Origin of the sequence: Erwinia sp. Eh17-17, assembly GCF_039675725.1 — a bacterium.
Classification (GTDB): domain Bacteria; phylum Pseudomonadota; class Gammaproteobacteria; order Enterobacterales; family Enterobacteriaceae; genus Erwinia.
Window position 1 is genome coordinate 15,918 of the sequence record NZ_JBDFQT010000003.1, and the last position, 19,854, is coordinate 35,771.

The window sequence follows — 19,854 nt, forward strand, 5'->3', positions numbered from 1 at the left end:
GCTTGCCTCCAGCTGTAAGGGCGAGGCACGCCTCGCCCGATACACAATCAAGGCATAATCATAGCGGATTTAGCCCTGCGGGTAAGCCTGAGAAATGTTCGCCTGTGCAGCCATCATCATCTGTCCGGCAACATCCTGCAGCACATAGAGGTCACGGTGGCGCGTCCACGGCTGGTCAGACTGCATGTCATACCATACCGGCAGACCAATCCCTTTCGGCGCAAAACCTTTCACCTTGCGCGCGGCACAGGTCAGAATGCAGCGTTTTACATGGTCACGATGACCGATCACTGCGGCCTTGCCCATTGAGGCCGGATCGTTATGGTAATACTTCTCGACGATCTCCTGCACCACGCCATCAGTGCTGAGATAGATCAGCTTGCCGGTCTCATCCCAGTACGGCTCGATCGAGATAATGTCTTTACGTGGGATCTGTGCAAATTCAGGTTCATGCAGACAGCGTGCAATTTCCCACTGCACGTACATTGGCATATGTTTTTTGCGCCAGACGGCAGCACAGCAGTGCGCCAGTTCGAGATTCATCGGCCCCGGTAACGCCAGCTTGTCAGGGTCATGCTCGGCATTAGGGCGATTGCCAAAAGCAAAAGCAATCAGCAGGCTGGCCTCATGAATAAATCCTGATGGCGGGGTCATATTAAAACCAGCGTCGGTGATAAACGGCGCGAGGGTTTCAGCGGTACGGTGATCGCACAGCTCCGCCGACAGTTTATTGATTGCCGCACGTTGAAAAGTGCTGACATGGGGGAGACAACGGGTAATATCGGTTTGATTTTCCATCTTATGTTTCTTCCTGTGGTTGAGAGGAAACCTAAGACTAATGGAATGACAGGCAGGCAACCACGCGCCAGGGGATGGCACAACGTAAAGCAGGGGCGCGACACGCCGCGCCCCATAAAATCAAGCGTAACCGTAGCTCATCAGACGCTGATAGCGACGATCCAGCAGCTCTTCTTTAGAAAGTGTGTCCAGATCGGCCAGATCGGCCAGCAGCTGGGCTTTCATTGATTCGCCAATCGCCAGCGGGTTGCGGTGTGCACCGCCCAGTGGTTCAGGGATCACCGTATCGATCAGCTTCAGCTCTTTCAGACGCGGTGCAACAATTCCCATCGCTTCTGCGGCCAGCGGCGCTTTGTCGGCGCTTTTCCACAGAATGGATGCACAGCCTTCCGGTGAAATCACCGAGTAGGTGCTGTACTGCAGCATGTTGACTTTGTCGCCCACGCCGATAGCCAGTGCGCCACCGGAACCGCCTTCACCAATCACGGTACAGATGACCGGGACCGTCAGTCCTGACATCTCACGCAGGTTGCGGGCGATAGCTTCTGACTGACCGCGCTCTTCTGCCCCGACGCCAGGATAAGCACCTGGGGTGTCGATGAAGGTGATGATCGGCATGTTAAAACGCTCGGCCATCTCCATCAGACGTAACGCTTTACGGTAGCCTTCTGGCGCTGGCATACCAAAGTTACGACGGATTTTTTCTTTGGTTTCACGTCCTTTCTGATGACCAATAATCATCACCGGACGGCCGTCAAGGCGCGCAGTTCCACCAACGATAGCTTTATCATCGGCGTAAGCACGGTCACCGGCCAGTTCATCAAAGTCAGTGAAAACGTTGCGAACATAATCCAGCGTATACGGGCGCAGCGGATGACGCGCAAGCTGCGCGATCTGCCAGGCACCTAAATCTGAGAAGATTTTACGCGTCAGCTCAACGCTTTTATCGCGCAGACGCTGAATCTCTTCATCCAGATTAATATCCAGTTTTTCATCCTGACGGCCAACCGACTTGAGCGAATCAATTTTCGCTTCAAGCTCAGCGATTGGCTGTTCGAAATCCAGGTAATTAAGACTCATAATAATCCTGTTTTAGTCAAACTCCAGTTCCACCTGCTCCGATCCTATCAACGATCGCAGATCGTTCAGCAAACGATCGCTCGGCGACACGCGCCAGGTTGCACCGAAGCGCAACTTCGCCCGTGCATCCTCTCTCTGATAGTAGAGATGTACCGGAATGGTCCCCGAACGATGGGGTTCCAGGGATTGACGGAGACGGTTCAAAAGCTGGTCATCAATTTGCCTGTCCGTCAGCGAGATAGCAAGCCCACGTGCATATTTTTCACGTGCTTCATCAATGTCCATCATATCGCGGGCCATCATTTTAAGCCCGCCGTTGAAGTCATCAAAGCTGACCTGCCCACTGACGATCAGGATACGGTCTTTCTCCAGCATATGCTGGAACTTGTCTAACGCATCTGTAAACAACATCACTTCCAGACGACCAGAACGGTCATCCAGCGTGCAGATGCCAATACGGTTGCCGCGCTTTGTTACCATGACGCGGGCCGCCACCACCAGACCGGCTGCCGTGGTCATCTTACCACGCTCGGTCGGGTGCATGTCTTTCAGGCGCAGTCCACCGACATAACGCTCAATTTCTTTCAGGTACTGGTTGATCGGGTGACCGGTTAAGTACAGGCCTAAGGTCTCCCTTTCCCCATCCAGTTGAATCTGTTCCGGCCACGGAGTGACGTCCGAATAGGACTTCTCAACCTGCTCCGGGGCTTCTGCCAGCACGCCGAACATGTCGGCCTGGCCGATAGCTTCTGCTTTTGCGTGCTGATCGGCCGCCTTTAATGCATCCGGTAACGCGCTCATCAGCGCCGCACGGTGCGGACCCAGGCGGTCAAACGCACCGGACATAATCAGTTTTTCCAGTACGCGCTTATTCAGCTTTTTGGTGTCAGTCCGCGCACAGAGGTCAAACAGCTCGCGGAAGTAGCCGCCTTCGTTACGCGCTTCGATTATCGCTTCAATCGGGCCTTCACCGACACCTTTTATCGCGCCGATACCGTAAACAATTTCACCGTTTTCATTGACGTGGAACTGGTACTGGCCGGAGTTAATATCCGGCGGCAGGACCTTCAGCCCCATACGCCAGCACTCATCGACCAGGCCCACGACCTTCTCGGTATTATCCATATCGGCGGTCATCACTGCCGCCATAAACTCAGCCGGATAGTGCGCTTTCAGCCACAGCGTCTGGTAGGAAACCAGCGCATAGGCAGCCGAGTGCGATTTGTTAAAGCCGTAACCGGCGAACTTCTCCACCAGGTCGAAAATTTTAATCGCCAGCTCGCCGTCAATGCCGCGAGATTTGGCGCCGTCTTCAAAGCCGCCGCGCTGTTTGGCCATTTCGACCGGGTTCTTTTTACCCATTGCGCGGCGCAGCATGTCGGCACCGCCCAGGCTGTATCCGGCCAGCACCTGGGCGATCTGCATCACCTGTTCCTGGTAGAGGATGATGCCATAGGTCGGCTCAAGCACGGGCTTCAGTGACTCATGCTGCCACTGAATATCCGGGTAGGAGATCTCTTCACGTCCGTGTTTACGGTCAATGAAGTTGTCCACCATGCCTGACTGTAACGGACCAGGGCGGAACAGAGCCACCAGCGCGATCATATCCTCGAAGCAGTCGGGCTTCAGGCGCTTAATCAGATCTTTCATGCCGCGTGATTCAAGCTGGAAGACCGCGGTGGTTTCCGAGCGTTGCAGCATATCGAAACTTTTTTTATCTTCAAGCGGAATCGCCGCGATATCAATCGGCGGCTCGCCCTGTTTTTCACGCCTGGCGTTGATCATCGCCAGCGCCCAGTCGATGATCGTCAGCGTACGCAGGCCGAGGAAGTCGAACTTCACCAGCCCGGCATATTCCACGTCATTCTTATCAAACTGGGTGACCGGATGGTTGCCGTTTTCGTCGCAGTAAAGCGGGGCGAAGTCGGTAATTTTGGTCGGCGCAATCACCACGCCCCCGGCGTGTTTACCGGCGTTACGCGTCACCCCTTCAAGGATGCGCGCCATATCGATAAGCGCTTTAACCTCTTCATCTGCCTCGTAAATCTCAGGCAGCTGCGGCTCTGCTGCGAAGGCTTTTTCCAGCGTCATGCCAGGATCGGGCGGCACCAGTTTAGAGATGCGATCGACAAAGCCGTACGGATGGCCCAGCACGCGGCCCACGTCGCGGATAACCGCTTTCGCGGCCATCGTACCGAAAGTAATGATCTGCGAAACCGCCTGGCGCCCATACATATCGGCCACGTGCTCGATCACCAGATCGCGTTTTTCCATGCAGAAATCGACGTCGAAATCGGGCATTGAGACACGTTCCGGGTTAAGGAAACGTTCGAACAGCAGGTCAAATTCCAGCGGGTCAAGGTCGGTGATTTTCAGCGCATAGGCCACCAGTGAACCGGCGCCCGATCCGCGCCCGGGTCCGACCGGGACATCGTTATCCTTCGACCACTGGATGAACTCCATCACGATCAGGAAGTAACCAGGGAAGCCCATCTGGTTGATCACCGTTAACTCGATGTCCAGACGTTCATCATACTCAGGGCGGCGTTCAGCGCGCACCTGTTCGTCCGGGAACAGAAACGCCAGGCGTTCCTCAAGCCCCTCTTTCGATTTCGCCACCAGGAAATCTTCGGTGGTCATCTCACCGGTCGGGAACTGAGGCAGGAAGTATTCACCCAGGCGAATCGTGACATTACAGCGGCGGGCAATTTCCACGCTGTTTTCCAGCGCTTCCGGGATGTCCGAGAACAGCTCGCACATCTCCTCCTCACTGCGCATGTACTGCTGAGGGCTGTAATTGCGCGGGCGTTTTGGGTCGTCGAGGGTGAAACCATCGTGGATGGCGACGCGAATTTCATGCGCGTCAAATTCGTTTTCCGTCAGGAAGCAGACTTCGTTGGTCGCCACGACAGGCACACCCTGAGCAATCGCCAGCTCCACCGCCGCGTGCAGATACGTCTCTTCATCCTGGCGGCCAGTGCGGATCAGTTCAAGGTAGTAGCGATCGGGAAAATGGTGCTGATAAAACGCCAGGCACTCAGCAACCTGCGCATGATTGCCACGCAACAGCATTTTGCCGACATCGCCACGTCGCCCACCGGACAGCAGGATAATCCCCTGCTGATGTTCAACCAGCCAGTCACGATCGATGGTCGGGCCCGCCGGGCCATACCCCCGCTGGTAGGCGCGGGAGATCAGCAGCGTCAGATTCTGGTAGCCTTCGTTATTCGCTGCCAGCACCGTGATCTGCGACAGCTCATCCCCCATCGCGTCACTGTTGACGTTAAAATCTGCGCCAATGATCGGCTTAATACCCTGACCGTGAGCGGTGCCGTAAAACTTTACCAGCCCGCACAGGTTGGTGAAATCAGTAATGCCGATGGCCGGCATCCCCATTTTTGCCGCGTTCTTCACCAACGGGCCAGTCTTGGCTAGCCCATCGATCATGGAGTAGTCGCTGTGGACGCGTAAATGAATAAAACGAGGTTCGGCCATCTGAGATTCCGTTAAAACTAAGGATGAAAATTACAGCGTACGGGCAGCCATCGCACTGACTTCAGCATCAAGCAGCGCATTACGTACCGGAGCAAAGCTCCGGCGATGCTGTGGCGTCACGCCATACCGGGACAGCTTTTCCATATGCAGAGCCGTCGGGTAGCCTTTGTGCTGAGCAAAGCCATATTCCGGGTAGAGCAGATCCAGTTCAGCCATTTCACGATCGCGCGTGACTTTGGCGATGATCGACGCAGCGCTGATTTCACGCACCAGACTGTCGCCTTTCACCACGGCCTGGCTGGGCATCGCCAGCGCCGGGCAGCGGTTGCCGTCAATCAGCACGAAGTCCGGCGTCAGATGCAGACCCGCCACGGCGCGCTGCATCGCCAGCATGGTAGCGTGCAGGATATTCAGCCGATCAATCTCGTCCGGTTCAGCCCGGCCCAGACTCCAGCTTAATGCTTTTTCGACGATCTCATCGTACAGCGCCAGACGACGTTTTTCCGATAGTTTTTTCGAATCGGCCAGACCGGTAATCGGCTGCGCCGGATCGAGGATCACGGCAGCCGTCACCACGGCCCCTACCAGCGGGCCACGGCCGACTTCATCCACACCGGCAATCAGCGCGGCATGGGGGTAGATAAATTCACTCATGGACACAGCTCCAGTACTGCCGCCGCCGCCTGCTCATCGGCATTCCAGCGGATCTGGTGGTGCAGCTCAGCAAAGGTCGCCAGCAGCGTATCACGGGTTTCCCCCTGCGCCAGCAACGGCTCTAACGCTGCCGCCAGCAGCGAAGGCTGACACTCGTCCTGGAGCAACTCTTTTACCAGCTCACGGCCTGCCAGCAGGTTAGGCAATGAAACATAATCAGTTTTCACCAGGCGCTTTGCCAGCCAGAAGGTGAAAGGCTTCATACGATACCCTACCACCATCGGACATTTCGCCAGCATACACTCCAGCGCGGCCGTTCCCGATGCCAGCAGTGCGGCATCGCTGGCGACCATGGCTTCACGCCCTTTACCATCCAGCAGGTGCATGGTCAGGTCCGGTGCGACTTCTGCTTTGATAGCCTCAAACTGCTCACGGCGACGCTGATTAACCAGCGGCACCACGATTTCGAGCGCCGGATACTTGTCACGCAGCAGCATCGCGGTTCGCAGGAAATCGCCGCTTAACATTTCAACTTCCGCACCGCGACTGCCGGGTAACAGCGCCAGGCAAAGCGCATCCTCAGCAATGCCCAGTTTACGCCGGGCTGCCTGCTTATCCGGTTCAATCGGCATCGCATCGGCCATGGTATGGCCGATAAAGCGGCAAGGTACATTGAAACGGTCATAAAAGGCTTTTTCAAACGGCAGAAAGGCCAGCACCAGGTCAGTGGAGCGGCCAATCTTGAACACCCGTTTTTGACGCCACGCCCAGACGGAGGGGCTGACATAATGGATCGTGCGGATCCCCTGCTGCTTCAGCTTGCCTTCCAGCGTGATGTTAAAATCAGGGGCATCAATGCCGACAAAAACATCAGGTTTGAGCGCGGTGAAACGGCGGATCAAATCACGGCGGATATGCAACAGACGACGCAGCCGGCCCAGCACCTCAACGATGCCCATGACCGCCAGCTCTTCCATTTCATACCAGGCTTCACAGCCTTCGGCCTGCATCAGCGGGCCAGCCACACCGACAAACCGGGCGTCAGGATGCTTTTCTTTCAGCGCACGGATCAGACCGGCACCAAGAATATCGCCGGAGGTTTCTCCGGCGACAAGGGCAATCGTTAAGGGATGCTTTGGCATGAGTTAACGAATCAAACCCCTTGTAGAACGGGCAAAGAAGTCATAAAACGGCTGAACTTCCGGATGCGCTTGCGCGATCTCAGCAATCTCAGGCTTCACTTCGTCCAGCGTCTTACCACTGCGGTACAGCAGTTTGTAGGCAGCAGTAATGGCATGCAACGCATCTTTGCTGAAACCACGGCGCTTCAGGCCCACCAGGTTAATACCAAATGGAGTGGCATGGTTCCCCTGGGCAATGACATAAGGGGGAACGTCCTGCGCCACACCGGAGCAGCCGCCTACCATTACGTGAGCACCAATAATGCAGAACTGATGCACCGCCGTCATCCCGCCGATAATGGCGTGATCGTCAACGGTAACATGACCCGCCAGCGTCGCGTTGTTCGCCAGAATGCAGTGGCTTCCGACAACGCAGTCGTGCGCCACGTGCGCATTCACCATCAGCAGATTGTCATTGCCGACTTTCGTCACCCCATCGGATTGCGCGGTACCACGATGGATAGTCACGCTTTCACGAATACGGTTACGGTCGCCAATCACAACTCGTGTCGGTTCACCGGCGTATTTCAGATCCTGATTTGCTTCACCGATCGAAGCAAACTGGTAGATGGTATTGTCCTGACCAATAACGGTATGACCATTGACCACTACGTGAGATTTCAGAACCGTGCCTTCGCCGATCGAAACGTTGGCACCCACGGTGCAAAACGGACCAATCTGGACACCAGCACCAATAATGGCGCCATCTTCAACGATCGAGCTGGGGTGAATTACGGCGGTGCTATCAATCACGAATTAAGCCTCCCGGCTGCGGGCACACATCATCGTTGCTTCGCAGACAATTTTACCGTCAACGGTGGCCACGCCTTTGAAGCGCGTCACCCCACGGCGGGTTTTCTCGAAGGTGACTTCCATAATCATTTGGTCGCCAGGCACCACCGGGCGCTTGAAGCGCGCGTCGTCGATACCGGCAAAGTAATACAGTTCGCCCGGTTCCAGTTTCCCTACGCTTTTAAACGCCAGGATGCCCGTGGCCTGTGCCATTGCTTCCAGAATCAGCACGCCTGGGAAAATCGGTTTACCAGGGAAGTGGCCCTGGAAAAACGGTTCGTTGACCGAGACGTTTTTTACCGCACGCAGAAATGTGTTTTCCTGGAACTCAAGAACACGGTCAACCAGCAAAAACGGGTAACGGTGCGGTAAAAGTTCAATAATCTCTTCAATCTTCAGAGTATGAGTTTCAGTAGTCAAAATACTCTTCCTGTCCTAAAATTCTGATGGCATCAATAACACGGCCTGCAACGATCATCCAATCGTCTGCAGGCCGCAAATTATATCTGTACGCAACGCTTTCGCATATTTTATTTATGAAAGCCGTGCTGCATGGTGTTAACCGCTCAGTCTTTGTTGACCTTGCGTTCGACGGTTTTTAAGCGTTTGCTTATCTCATCGATGTTCATCACCAGCGCTGCAGTTTTGCGCCAGATTTTGTTGGGCTGCAGCGGAATCCCGGAGGAGTATACTCCAGGTTCAGTGATCGGCCTCATCACCATTCCCATCCCTGTGACGGTAACTTTGTCACAAATTTCCATATGACCATTAATCACGCTGGCCCCGCCAATCATACAATAGCGGCCAATTTTCAGGCTGCCAGCCATGATAACCCCACCAGCCACCGCAGTATTGTCGCCAATCACTACGTTGTGTGCAATCTGGCACTGGTTATCTATGATAACACCATTCCCGATTTGGGTGTTATCAAGAGCGCCGCGATCGATGGTGGTACAGGCACCAATTTCGACATTATCACCAATAATCACGGTACCCAATTGAGGGATCTTCACCCAATTTCCGCGATCGTTGGCATAACCGAAGCCATCAGCGCCGATGACAGTGCCAGACTGAATCAGACAGTTTTGGCCAATTTCGATCTCATGATAGACAGAGACATTTGCCCACAGACGACTACCGTCACCAATGCGGGTCTTTTTACCGACAAAGCAACCAGGGCCGATAACCACATTATCGCCGAGAACAACGTCAGATTCGATCACCGCATTCGCGCCAATTGAAACATTGTTGCCCAGCTTTGCCGTCGCATCGATCGCGGCACTGGGAGCGATATCTTTGGCCGGTTGCGGTGTTGTGTCTAACAACTGGGCCATACGGGCGTAGGTCAGATACGGGTTTTTAACCACCAGCGCAGCGCCAGGGAAAAATTCCAGATCCGCTTCAGTGAGCACCACGGCTGAAGCCTGACAGGCTGCGAGCTGCTCGCGGTAACGGCTGTTTGAAAGAAACGTGATCTGACCGGATTGGGCGGATTGCATAGAAGCAACGCCGGAGATGACGATATCGCCATCTCCGTGCAATTCTGCATCCAACTGCTGGGCTAAATCAGCCAGTCGAATTGAAAACATGAATTATTTAACCTGTTTCAGAACATCAGCAGTGATGTCTTTAGATTTAGCAGCGTAGGCAACCGCATTCTGATCGATAACGACGTCGTAACCTTCGCTATCAGCCACTTTCTGCACGGCATCCTGGATACGGCTCAGGATTTTGTTACGCTCTTCCATCTGACGACGGCGGTTATCCTGTTCGAATGCCTGAGCTTTCGTTGAGAAGGCTTCACGCTGAGCCATAACGTCTTTTTCCATGCGGCTACGCTCGGTAGCTTTCATGGTTGAGCCATCACGCTGCAGACGCTGCATTTTGGTTTGCAGATCGCGTTCCATACCCTGCAACTCAGTTGCACGGCCTTTGAACTCGTTCTCCAGTTGTTTCGCAACGGTCGCACGCGCTGGTAACTGTTGGAAAATGCTGGAAACGTTCACCACTGCAATTTTATCAGCAGCCTGAGCACCAGCGGAAACCGCCAGAGCAATACCCAGACCTGCGGCACACAACAACTTTTTCACTATAAAACTCCTTACCATCAACGTTTGTGTCACGGACACATGTGTTGCGCTTACGGTGTTTGTATTACAAAACAGAGTAAGCGCGATACTCTCTAGCAGTGCTTCCCTGCAAGTCCGAATTACCAGGTTTTACCAATGTTAAATTGGAACTGTTCGGCCTTGTCTCCATCATACTTTTTGAACGGCTGGGCGTAAGAGAACACCAGCGGCCCCAGCGGCGACATCCATTGCAGTGCCAGACCGGCTGACATGCGGATGTTGGAAGGATCGCTATAGTCAGGGATACCGGCTGCACGCGTGGCCGCCGTATTCTCCCATTTGGTGTCCCATACTGTACCCGCATCAACAAACAGCGACGTTCGCACTGAGTTAGCGTACTTCTCACTCAGGAACGGTGTTGGTGTAATCAGCTCTGCGCTGGCAACAGCCATGGCGTTACCGCCGATCGCATCATCAGAATTACAGACAGTGCTGCTGCCGGAACAGTCGGAAGAACCGTTGTTCAGGTAAGCCGCTTTAGGACCGATGTTGTTAGAACGGAAACCACGTACCGAGCTTGAACCACCGGCGTAGAAGTTCTCGTAGAACGGCATCTCTTTACCGTCCAGTCCACCGCCGTAGCCCACACGTCCGCGACCTAAAAGGACCCAGGTACGATCCTGATTCAGCGGCAGATACTGCTGCGTATCCAGCGTGGCCTTGTAGAAGGCGTTATCTGAGCCAGGGATCGTCACTTTACCGTTCAGGTTGGTACGGTTACCCGCCGTTGGGAAGAACCCACGGTCAAGGGTGTTGTACGTCCAGCCATAGTTAAAGGTGAAGTCATCTGCCGAGTAATCTTCATCACCTGACAGCGATGGATTTTGCCCGACAGAACGCAGATAACGCCACATCGCGATCTGCGGCTGCATGTTGGACAGGCTGTTGTGCACATAGCCCAGGCCCACACGCAGGGTGTTATTTTCATTGACCGGGAAGCCCAGCGTGCCGTCTACACCATAACTCTTGTTGGTATAGTCAGACAGATCAGCATCATCCGCTTTAAAGTCGTTGTAGAACACACGACCGCCCAGGCTGACACCGTCGACCGTGAAGTACGGATCGGTCAGTGAGAATTCAGCATAGGTCTGGTAGTCATTCTTGGTACCGCTGATGCCAACGGTATTACCGGTACCCAGCCAGTTATCCTGGGTCACGCCAACCTGGAAGCTGACACCGCTTTCAGTACCGTAACCGACGCCGAAGTTCAGCGTACCGGTGTTACGTTCTTTCACCTTGTACACCACGTCAACCTGATCGGGTGAACCGGGTACACGCTGCGTATCGGTATCAACGGTTTCGAAGTAACCCAGACGGTTAAGGCGCTCTTTGCCCTGCTCTACCAGGTCGCTACCCAACCATGCCCCTTCCATCTGGCGCATTTCGCGGCGCAGAACGGAATCTTTCGAAGTGTCGTTCCCTTCGAAGCGCACTTTACGCACGTAGAAACGGTTGCCCGCATCCACATTAATCCGCAGCTTCACGGTTTTGTTGGCATCATCGATTTCTGGCTGGGTCTGCACGCGCGGATAAGCGTAACCATAACGGCCCAACAGTTTCTTGATATCGTCTTCAATGCGCGTCACTTTCGAACCGTTATACAGTTCGCCCGGCGTGACCTTGCTCAGCGTTTCAATTTCCGCTGAGTGGCCTGCCAGATTGCCGCTGACTGACACACCGGAAAGCTTATACTGCTCGCCTTCATTGATGTTGACCGTGATGTAGATGCCTTTTTTGTCCGGCGTCAGGCTGACCTGAGTGGAATCGATATTGAAGCGGGCATAACCACGGTCCAGATAGAAGCTGCGCAGCGTCTCAAGGTCACCGGCCAGTTTCTGCTTCTGGTACTTACGGTCACCGACCACGTTCCACCACGGCACTTCATCACGCAGCGCAAAGCGCGAGATCAGTTCATCCGAGCTGTAGGCTTTGTTACCGACGATGTTGATCTGCTGGATCTGAGCGGAAACACCTTCAGTAAAGACCAGTTTCAGGTCAACACGGTTACGTGGCAGCGGCGTTACCACCGCTTTCACGCTGGCGCTGTATTTACCGACGCTGTAATAGAAGTCTTCCAGTCCCTTCTCAATCGAGGAGATGGTCGTACGATCCAGCGCTTCACCAACGCGTACCCCTGATGCTTCAAGGTTCTGCTTGAGCATGTCCTCTTTCACCGCTTTGTTACCGGAGAAAGTGATGCTGGCAATGGTCGGACGCTCTTTCACCTGGACGATCAGCGTATTGCCGTCGCGCAGGACCTGAACATCTTCAAAATTACCGGTCGCAAACAGGGCACGGATGGTGTTACTGAGATCTTCGTCAGAGACAGTATCCCCAACGCGGACTGGCATACTGAGCAATGCCGCACCGACGGCGACTCGCTGCAGGCCTTCAAAGTGAATGTCATTCACTACGAATCCGTCTGCACCGTATACGGTAGCGCTGCTAAGCAGCAGCGACGCTATGAGCAACTTTTTCATCGCCATCGTTTTTATGCATTCTTCCTAACAGGTTCTCGCGAATCGTCTGCCTGTTGACAGCCTAAAGGCGCGAGAAATCATTGAATAGCGCAAGCCCCATTAACAGCACCAGCACAATAGAGCCGATACGATAACTGAAGTCCTGAACTCGCTCGGACACCTGCCCTCCCTTGATCTTTTCAATCAACAGGAATAACAAATGGCCACCATCTAACACCGGCAGAGGGAACAGATTGATAATCCCAAGATTCACGCTAATCAGAGCGAGAAACATCAGGTAGTAAATCAAACCATATTCCGCTGACATCCCAGCACCCTGGGCGATCGAAATCGGCCCGCTGAGATTGTTCAACTTCACTTCGCCGACAATCAACTTGCCCAGCATACTGACCGTCAGCTTCATCAGTTGCCACGTTTTCGCGCTGGCCTCACCAATTGCAGCAAACGGGCCATACTGACGCACCGTTCTGTACTCTTCAGGCAGCGGGATAATGCGCGGTATGACACCGGCAAAGCCTTGCGCCTTGTTGTGAGGATTAACGTCCGGGGTCAGCGTCAGATCGACGGTGCTACCCTGGCGCTCCACCTCAATTGCAATCTCTTTACCCGGATTGTCGCGTACTGTGGCGACAAAATTCTGCCACTGGTCCAAAGGCTGACCATCGACTTTAACGATCCTGTCCCCAGCTTGCAAACCCGCCCGACTTGCAGCGGAGTCGTTCTGCACCTGTGCCAGCACCGATTCAATCTGTGGTCCACGCGGTTGTATCCCCAGAGACGTAACCGGATCCTGCTTATCTGGCTCAAACTGCCAGTCTTTCAGGTTTACCCTCTTGTCACTGGTATTTTCGCTGCCAAAAGGGGCGACGGTGAAGGTGGTACTTTCGTCACCAATCTTCGCCACCAGAGCCATACGCACGGCATCCCAATCAGGCGTTTCGATACCATCTACGGCTTTAAGTTCCGTACCAGGGGTAATTTGCGCTTCAGCAGCGGGCGATCCGCTCATTATTTCGCCAATCACGGGGCGAACACCGGGAACGCCGATGATAAACACCAGCCAGTAAGCGAAAATCGCAAAGATGAAATTGGCGATTGGGCCGGCGCTGATAATCGCGGTACGTTGCAGAATCGTTTTGTTGTTGAAGGACCGATGACGCAGTTCGGGCGGCACGCTCTCGACGCGCTCATCAAGCATCTTGACATAACCGCCCAGCGGGATCAGTGCAATAACATACTCGGTGCCCTGCTTGTCCCGGCGTCGCCACAGCGCCTTGCCAAAGCCAATAGAGAAACGCTCAACTTTTACGCCACAGCGGCGAGCGACCCAGAAATGGCCGAACTCATGCACGGTGATTAAAATCCCCAGTGCAACGATAAAAGCAGCAAAACTCCAGAGTATGCTCAGCATAATGTTTCCCTACAGCGTCCCGAAGACCAGCAGTAACAGGCAGGCAAAGACCGGTACGGCAGCGGTGAGGCTGTCGATACGGTCAAGAATACCGCCATGACCGGGGATCAAACTGCCACTGTCTTTAATACCGGCCTCGCGTTTAAACATACTCTCGGTTAAATCACCGAGAACAGACGCCAGTGCAGCCACAATCGAACAAATCAGTAACGTCGAAAGCGGTACGGTTAGCGGAGCAAACACGCTGAATAACCAGGAGAGTAACGCAGAGGTGAGCAGACCACCGAAGAAGCCTTCCCAGGTCTTACCCGGTGAAACTTTGGGTGCCAGCTTATGTTTGCCAAACAGCTTGCCAAACATATAGGCGCCGGAGTCAGCTCCCCAGACGAGGAACATCACATACAGCAGCCACCATGCACCGGCATAGTGATCGGCTTCGTAATGATACTGACGCAGTGCCAGCATGCCCCAGAAAAACGGCACAATGGTCAACAGGCCAAAGATCAGACGCAGCGGACGTGAGTGACGCCAGAAAGCAGCGGAGCCCGGATAGGAGAGCACCAGCAGGAGTGCCACGACCCACCATCCAAGCGACACCCACAGGGCGCCGCCGATCTGCGGCAGATGCACGGAATGCTGATAAGCAGGCAGCGTAAACAGCATAAAGGCCAGCAGCAGACCACACAGCAGGGCCAGCCAGATACGCTGTGAACGGGAAGCAAAACCCGCAAACTGGCCCCATTCCCATGCGGCCAGCATGCAAATCGCTAAAATTGTGATGGCAAACCCCAACGGCGGCAGCAAAAACAGCGCTGCAATGACGACAGGGATCAAAATAAACGCGGTAATCAGGCGAGATTTTAACAAAGATTACCCCCAGTGCGCTCAGGCGCCGCTGGGTGCTGCGCCGCCAAACCGACGCTCTCGTTGTGCAAACGCATTCAGTGCACCTTCAAAAACTTGTTCATCAAAATCAGGCCAAAGAGTATCGGTAAACCAAAACTCTGCGTAGGCAACTTGCCACAGCAGGAAGTTACTAATCCGATGCTCTCCCCCGGTCCTTATTACCAGATCCACAGGTGCCAGTTCATTCAGACAAAGGTACGGATGAAGCGTCTCTTCTTCAATCTGATCCGGACGAAGAAGTCCTTCCTGTACCTGCTCTGCTATTTTTCTGACTCCGTGGATAATATCCCAACGTCCGCCATAATTCGCGGCAATGTTGAGTGTTAGTCCATTATTTTGTTGAGTAAGTTCTTCAGCACGGCGAATACGCTCTTGTAAGCGGGAGTTAAACCGACTGATATCACCGATAATTTTCAACCGGACGTTATGCTTGTGCAGACTTTTTACTTCGCTGTCGAGTGCCCAGACGAACAATTCCATCAGCGCCAGGACTTCCTGCTGAGGACGGTTCCAGTTTTCACTGCTGAAGGCATAAAGCGTGAGCGCATCCAGCTTATTGCTGACCGCAAAACTCACTGCGCGACGCACGGATTTCACTCCCGCTTTATGACCAGAAATACGCAGCTTGCCCTGGTTTTTAGCCCAGCGACCGTTGCCATCCATAATGATGGCCACATGACGGGGGCCTGCCCCCTGCTGGTCATCGGTTTGTAATTGATTTTCGGACGACATAACGCGTAACTCTTTCCTTATTCAGAAATATACCCGGTTAAATTGGGTATGCATTGGCTTCTGAAATATCTCACCCGCCCGGCACAATTGAACCCTAAAAATCCGGCTCGCTTATCCGCTTAATCACGTCGCTGGCTCAGGACGGTGGGGCAAGACTATATCACCTCCGCCCAGCGCTCACAAATAGCGACGTGTTAAATCGCGCTGATACGACCTGCCGAAAAACGGGGCAACAAGGCGTTCGCCACTGCACGAGCCTCATGGTCAATCGCGATCACGGCATCGACGCTCTGCGGCTCCTGGCAACAGAGTGTCTCCAGTACCGCCACATTTAACGCGGCAATATCAGTAAAGCGGATTTCAGACGCGAGGAAGGCGGCTACCGCAACTTCGTTCGCCGCATTCAACGTGGTGGTCGCCGCCTGCCCGGTGATGCTGGCATCAATCGCCAGCTTCAGACAGGGATAACGCGCATAGTCAGGCTCAGCGAAAGTCAGGGCCGACATCCGGGTGAAATCAAGCGGTTGGGCACCTGACGTCACGCGCTGCGGCCAGGCCATAGCGTGAGCGATTGGCGTACGCATGTCGGGCGAACCGAGCTGGGCAATGACACTGCCATCCCGGTAACGCACCATCGAATGAATAACGGACTGCGGATGCAGAACCACTTCCATCTGCGCATCGGTCGCGTTAAACAGCCAGCGGGCTTCGATATATTCCAGGCCTTTATTCATCATGGTGGCCGAATCGACGGAGATCTTTCGCCCCATCGACCAGTTCGGATGCGCACACGCCTGGTCCGGCGTCATATGACGTAACTCTGCCAAAGGCGTCTCACGGAACGGGCCACCTGACCCCGTGAGGATAATGCTATCAATGCCATTATCTTCCAGAGAAGCGTACCCTAACTGCTGCTGGAGGGAAGCAGGCAAACTCTGAAAAATGGCGTTGTGCTCGCTGTCGATGGGCAACAGCTGGGCACCAGAGGCGCTCACCGCCTCCAGAAATAGTCGGCCGCAGGTGACAAGCGACTCTTTATTCGCCAGAAGCACCTGTTTTCCGGCGCGAATTGCGGCCAGGGTAGGTAATAATCCTGCGGCACCAACGATGGCGGCCATAACCTGGTCAACATCGCTCAGCGCGGCCAGCTCGCAGGCAGCCTGGTCGCCGCTCAGCACTTCAGTGGTCAGATTGAGATCTTTCAGACGAAGTCGTAGCGCATCAGCAGCCTGAACATCGGACATTGCGGCGTAGGCCGGGCGAAATTCGAGACACTGCTCAACCATCAGTTCGACGTTACGCCCGGCAACCAGTGCTTTAATGGCGAACAGATGGGGATTAGCGCGCACCACGCCCAGGGTGCTGGTGCCGATGGATCCGGTCGAACCGAGGATGGTCAATTGCTTCATGAGGTTGCTCTGTGTAAACCCGCTCAGGAGAAGAATAGCCCTCTGCCGGGAAAGTTAACAAACGCAAAACGCCGCCAGACTGGCCCTTCGTGTGAACGGCAATCTGTGCGGCGTTTCATTGGGTGATGATGGAATCAGAAGTCCATCAGCTCCGCTTCTTTCTCTGCCAGCGAGGTATCAATTTTCTTGATAAACACGTCGGTCAGTTTCTGCACGTCTTCCTGTGAACGACGGTCGTCGTCTTCGCTGATTTCTTTGTCTTTCAGCAGCGCTTTCACTTTGTCGTTAGCATCACGACGCACGTTACGCACAGAGACACGGCCCTGTTCAGCTTCACCGCGCACAATTTTGATCAGGTCTTTACGACGCTCTTCAGTCAGTGCTGGCAGTGGCACACGAATATCAGTACCCGCTGACATTGGGTTCAGACCGAGGTCAGAAGCCATAATCGCTTTTTCGACAGCGGCACTGATAGAACGGTCAAACACGTTGATTTTCAGCGTGCGGGAATCTTCTACCGTTACGCTCGCCAGCTGACGCAGTGGCGTCGCTGCCCCGTAGTAATCCACCATGATGCCGTCGAGAATGCTCGGTGACGCGCGGCCAGTACGGATTTTGCTGATATGGTTTTTGAATGCTTCTACGCACTTATCCATGCGTACTTCTGCATCTTTCTTGATGTCGTTAATCACGTTAAAACCCTTGGATTCTGTTTGATCCACCAGCTTCCTGTCGTGCCGAAAGCCGTTCAAATGCATGTATACTCGTCATACTTTAAGCTGCAGATGCGTTGGCTGCACCCGCTCACCCCAGTCACATAGTTATCTATGTTCAGGGGACTCCCGGCCTTGCCGTCTTCCTGCAACTCGAATTATTTAGAGTATTAAAGATAATCCTGACAGGCAGAATATACCTTATTTTAACCATTTTCACCGCAGACTGATATTAATGCGTAATCAGCGTGCCTTCTTTTTCGCCCATCACCACGCGGCGCAGTGCGCCAGGCTTGTTCATGTTGAACACGCGGATCGGCAGTGAATGGTCACGCGCCAGCGTAAAGGCCGCCAGATCCATCACTTTCAGTTCTTTATCCAGCACTTCAGTGTAGGTCAGCTGATCGTGCAGGACAGCATCCGGGTTTTTCACCGGGTCGGAAGAGTAAACACCGTCTACTTTGGTGGCCTTCAGAACCACGTCGGCTTCGATTTCGATACCGCGCAGGCAGGCTGCCGAGTCAGTGGTAAAGAACGGGTTACCGGTACCGGCGGAGAAAATGACCACGCGGTTGTTGCGCAGCAGGCTGATCGCCTCTGCCCAGCTGTAGTTGTCACACACGCCGTTCAGTGGAATAGCCGACATCAGACGGGCGTTGACATAGGCACGGTGCAGCGCATCGCGCATCGCCAGGCCATTCATCACGGTTGCCAGCATGCCCATATGGTCGCCAACAACACGATTCATTCCTGCCTGGGCCAGACCTGCGCCACGGAACAGATTACCACCACCGATTACCACACCTACCTGAATGCCCAGCTCTACCAGCTCTTTCACTTCCTGAGCCATACGATCCAGCACGCTGGCATCGATACCGAAGCCTTCAGCACCTTGCAGTGCTTCGCCACTCAGTTTTAGCAGGATACGTTGATATACGGGTTTTGCATTGGTCGCCATGGTTATTTTCCTGGAAGATATCGTCGAAAAGGGGTGTTAACTGTGTGCGGTATCATCCTAAATGCATCAGAGAAATGCTATTGGGATGAGACTGAAAATGCGCTGCCGAAAGACAGGCAAAAAAGAACCGCCATCTGGCGGTTCTTATCGGACGATTAAGACTGCTTGGACATCGCCGCGACTTCTGCCGCGAAATCTGTCTCAGCTTTCTCAATGCCTTCGCCCACTTCAAAGCGGATGAAGTTGGTCACGTCTGCATTTTTCTCTTTCAGCAGCTGGCCCACAGTTTTAGCTGGGTCGATGACGAAAGGCTGGCCGGTCAGAGAAACTTCGCCGGTGAATTTCTTCATGCGGCCTTCAACCATTTTCTCTGCGATTTCTTTTGGCTTGCCAGACTGCATGGCGATGTCCAGCTGAACCTGGTACTCTTTCTCTACCACTTCAGCAGACACATCTTCAGGCTTAACGAATTCTGGCTTGCTGGCTGCAACGTGCATTGCCAGCTGCTTAACCAGCTCTTCATCAGCGCTTTTAGCCGCGATCAGAACACCGATACGTGCACCGTGCAGGTATGAACCCAGCACGTCGCCTTCCAGAGAAGACACACGACGGATATTGATGTTTTCGCCGATTTTAGCAACCAGTGCAACACGCTCTTCTTCGAACTGAGCTTTCAGCACGTCAACATCAGTGATTTTGCCAGCAACTGCAGCATCCAGCACTTTGTCAGCGAAAGCCTGGAAGCCCGCATCTTTAGCGACGAAGTCAGTCTGGCAGTTAACTTCCAGAATCACCGCGTAGTTGCCGTCGATCTTAGTTTTGATCACGCCATCAGCAGCAACGTTGCCTGCTTTCTTAGCGGCTTTGATCGCGCCAGATTTACGCATGTTCTCGATGGCCAGCTCGATGTCGCCATTGGCTTCAGTCAGAGCTTTCTTACAATCCATCATGCCAGCGCCAGTGCGCTCGCGCAGTTCTTTTACCAGAGCAGCGGTAATATCAGCCATTCTCTAATCCTCGGTTAGCTGGCATCTGTCAGCTATGCCATGACGGCGTTTGCTTCAAATGCCTGGTCTCGGGAAAAACATTCTGCCCCGCCGAATTTTCCTTCATCTT

Annotated in this window: 17 protein-coding genes; all 17 read right to left on the bottom strand. The window is 54.0% G+C overall.

Annotation, left to right across the window (positions count from 1 at the left end; all coding sequences use genetic code 11):
- Positions 1–69: 69 nt before the first annotated feature.
- Positions 70–798, bottom strand: coding sequence for a hypothetical protein (locus tag ABEH87_RS10010; protein WP_346576236.1), 729 nt, complete (start codon positions 796–798; stop codon positions 70–72).
- 120 nt (positions 799–918) lie between these two features.
- Positions 919–1,878, bottom strand: a complete 960-nt coding sequence (gene accA / locus ABEH87_RS10015) for an acetyl-CoA carboxylase carboxyl transferase subunit alpha (protein WP_346576238.1) — start codon at positions 1,876–1,878, stop codon at positions 919–921.
- A 12-nt stretch (positions 1,879–1,890) separates the two neighbouring features.
- The gene (gene dnaE / locus ABEH87_RS10020) at positions 1,891–5,373 is read right to left on the bottom strand and encodes a DNA polymerase III subunit alpha (RefSeq protein ID WP_346576240.1); all 3,483 of its coding nucleotides are present in this window, start codon (positions 5,371–5,373) and stop codon (positions 1,891–1,893) included.
- A gap of 30 nt (positions 5,374–5,403) precedes the next feature.
- Positions 5,404–6,027: a ribonuclease HII gene (gene rnhB, locus ABEH87_RS10025; RefSeq protein ID WP_346576242.1), complete on the bottom strand. Its 624-nt coding sequence runs from the start codon at positions 6,025–6,027 to the stop codon at positions 5,404–5,406.
- Positions 6,024–7,169 carry a lipid-A-disaccharide synthase gene (gene lpxB / locus ABEH87_RS10030; protein ID WP_346576244.1) on the bottom strand — a complete coding sequence of 382 codons (1,146 nt, stop codon included), beginning with the start codon at positions 7,167–7,169 and terminating at the stop codon, positions 6,024–6,026. The genes rnhB and lpxB overlap by 4 nt, the downstream gene beginning before the upstream one ends.
- 3 nt (positions 7,170–7,172) lie before the next feature.
- Positions 7,173–7,961 (bottom strand): acyl-ACP--UDP-N-acetylglucosamine O-acyltransferase, encoded by a 789-nt coding sequence (gene lpxA, locus ABEH87_RS10035; protein ID WP_346576245.1) that lies wholly within the window; start codon positions 7,959–7,961, stop codon positions 7,173–7,175.
- Positions 7,962–7,964: 3 nt separating this feature from the next.
- A complete protein-coding gene (gene fabZ, locus ABEH87_RS10040) occupies positions 7,965–8,420 on the bottom strand; it encodes a 3-hydroxyacyl-ACP dehydratase FabZ (protein ID WP_346576247.1) in 456 nt (151 codons plus the stop codon).
- Positions 8,421–8,566: 146 nt separating this feature from the next.
- Positions 8,567–9,589, bottom strand: coding sequence for a UDP-3-O-(3-hydroxymyristoyl)glucosamine N-acyltransferase (lpxD, locus tag ABEH87_RS10045; protein WP_346576248.1), 1,023 nt, complete (start codon positions 9,587–9,589; stop codon positions 8,567–8,569).
- A gap of 3 nt (positions 9,590–9,592) precedes the next feature.
- The gene (skp, locus tag ABEH87_RS10050; protein WP_156287891.1) at positions 9,593–10,090 is read right to left on the bottom strand and encodes a molecular chaperone Skp; all 498 of its coding nucleotides are present in this window, start codon (positions 10,088–10,090) and stop codon (positions 9,593–9,595) included.
- Between the two features lie 119 nt (positions 10,091–10,209).
- The gene (gene bamA / locus ABEH87_RS10055; RefSeq protein ID WP_346576250.1) at positions 10,210–12,615 is read right to left on the bottom strand and encodes an outer membrane protein assembly factor BamA; all 2,406 of its coding nucleotides are present in this window, start codon (positions 12,613–12,615) and stop codon (positions 10,210–10,212) included.
- Between the two features lie 55 nt (positions 12,616–12,670).
- On the bottom strand, positions 12,671–14,020 hold the full coding sequence (gene rseP, locus ABEH87_RS10060; RefSeq protein ID WP_346576252.1) for a sigma E protease regulator RseP: 1,350 nt from the start codon (positions 14,018–14,020) through the stop codon (positions 12,671–12,673).
- Between the two features lie 9 nt (positions 14,021–14,029).
- Positions 14,030–14,887 carry a phosphatidate cytidylyltransferase gene (cdsA, locus tag ABEH87_RS10065; protein WP_346576254.1) on the bottom strand — a complete coding sequence of 286 codons (858 nt, stop codon included), beginning with the start codon at positions 14,885–14,887 and terminating at the stop codon, positions 14,030–14,032.
- Between the two features lie 18 nt (positions 14,888–14,905).
- The gene (gene ispU / locus ABEH87_RS10070; protein ID WP_346576256.1) at positions 14,906–15,658 is read right to left on the bottom strand and encodes a (2E,6E)-farnesyl-diphosphate-specific ditrans,polycis-undecaprenyl-diphosphate synthase; all 753 of its coding nucleotides are present in this window, start codon (positions 15,656–15,658) and stop codon (positions 14,906–14,908) included.
- 194 nt (positions 15,659–15,852) lie between these two features.
- Positions 15,853–17,067, bottom strand: coding sequence for a 1-deoxy-D-xylulose-5-phosphate reductoisomerase (ispC, locus tag ABEH87_RS10075; RefSeq protein ID WP_346576257.1), 1,215 nt, complete (start codon positions 17,065–17,067; stop codon positions 15,853–15,855).
- 134 nt (positions 17,068–17,201) lie between these two features.
- Positions 17,202–17,759: a ribosome recycling factor gene (gene frr / locus ABEH87_RS10080; protein ID WP_346576681.1), complete on the bottom strand. Its 558-nt coding sequence runs from the start codon at positions 17,757–17,759 to the stop codon at positions 17,202–17,204.
- A 253-nt stretch (positions 17,760–18,012) separates the two neighbouring features.
- Positions 18,013–18,738 (bottom strand): UMP kinase, encoded by a 726-nt coding sequence (pyrH, locus tag ABEH87_RS10085; RefSeq protein WP_062747112.1) that lies wholly within the window; start codon positions 18,736–18,738, stop codon positions 18,013–18,015.
- Between the two features lie 155 nt (positions 18,739–18,893).
- A complete protein-coding gene (gene tsf / locus ABEH87_RS10090; RefSeq protein ID WP_346576259.1) occupies positions 18,894–19,745 on the bottom strand; it encodes a translation elongation factor Ts in 852 nt (283 codons plus the stop codon).
- Positions 19,746–19,854 lie beyond the last annotated feature (109 nt).

Bases quoted from the DNA above. Each gene is read 5' to 3' on its own strand.
- ABEH87_RS10010 (WP_346576236.1), bottom strand. From the start codon at position 798: ATGGAAAATCAAACCGATATTACCCGTTGTCTCCCCCATGTCAGCACT.
- accA (WP_346576238.1), bottom strand. From the start codon at position 1,878: ATGAGTCTTAATTACCTGGATTTCGAACAGCCAATCGCTGAGCTTGAA.
- dnaE (WP_346576240.1), bottom strand. From the start codon at position 5,373: ATGGCCGAACCTCGTTTTATTCATTTACGCGTCCACAGCGACTACTCC.
- rnhB (WP_346576242.1), bottom strand. From the start codon at position 6,027: ATGAGTGAATTTATCTACCCCCATGCCGCGCTGATTGCCGGTGTGGAT.
- lpxB (WP_346576244.1), bottom strand. From the start codon at position 7,169: ATGCCAAAGCATCCCTTAACGATTGCCCTTGTCGCCGGAGAAACCTCC.
- lpxD (WP_346576248.1), bottom strand. From the start codon at position 9,589: ATGTTTTCAATTCGACTGGCTGATTTAGCCCAGCAGTTGGATGCAGAA.
- bamA (WP_346576250.1), bottom strand. From the start codon at position 12,615: ATGGCGATGAAAAAGTTGCTCATAGCGTCGCTGCTGCTTAGCAGCGCT.
- rseP (WP_346576252.1), bottom strand. From the start codon at position 14,020: ATGCTGAGCATACTCTGGAGTTTTGCTGCTTTTATCGTTGCACTGGGG.
- ispU (WP_346576256.1), bottom strand. From the start codon at position 15,658: ATGTCGTCCGAAAATCAATTACAAACCGATGACCAGCAGGGGGCAGGC.
- ispC (WP_346576257.1), bottom strand. From the start codon at position 17,067: ATGAAGCAATTGACCATCCTCGGTTCGACCGGATCCATCGGCACCAGC.
- pyrH (WP_062747112.1), bottom strand. From the start codon at position 18,738: ATGGCGACCAATGCAAAACCCGTATATCAACGTATCCTGCTAAAACTG.
- tsf (WP_346576259.1), bottom strand. From the start codon at position 19,745: ATGGCTGATATTACCGCTGCTCTGGTAAAAGAACTGCGCGAGCGCACT.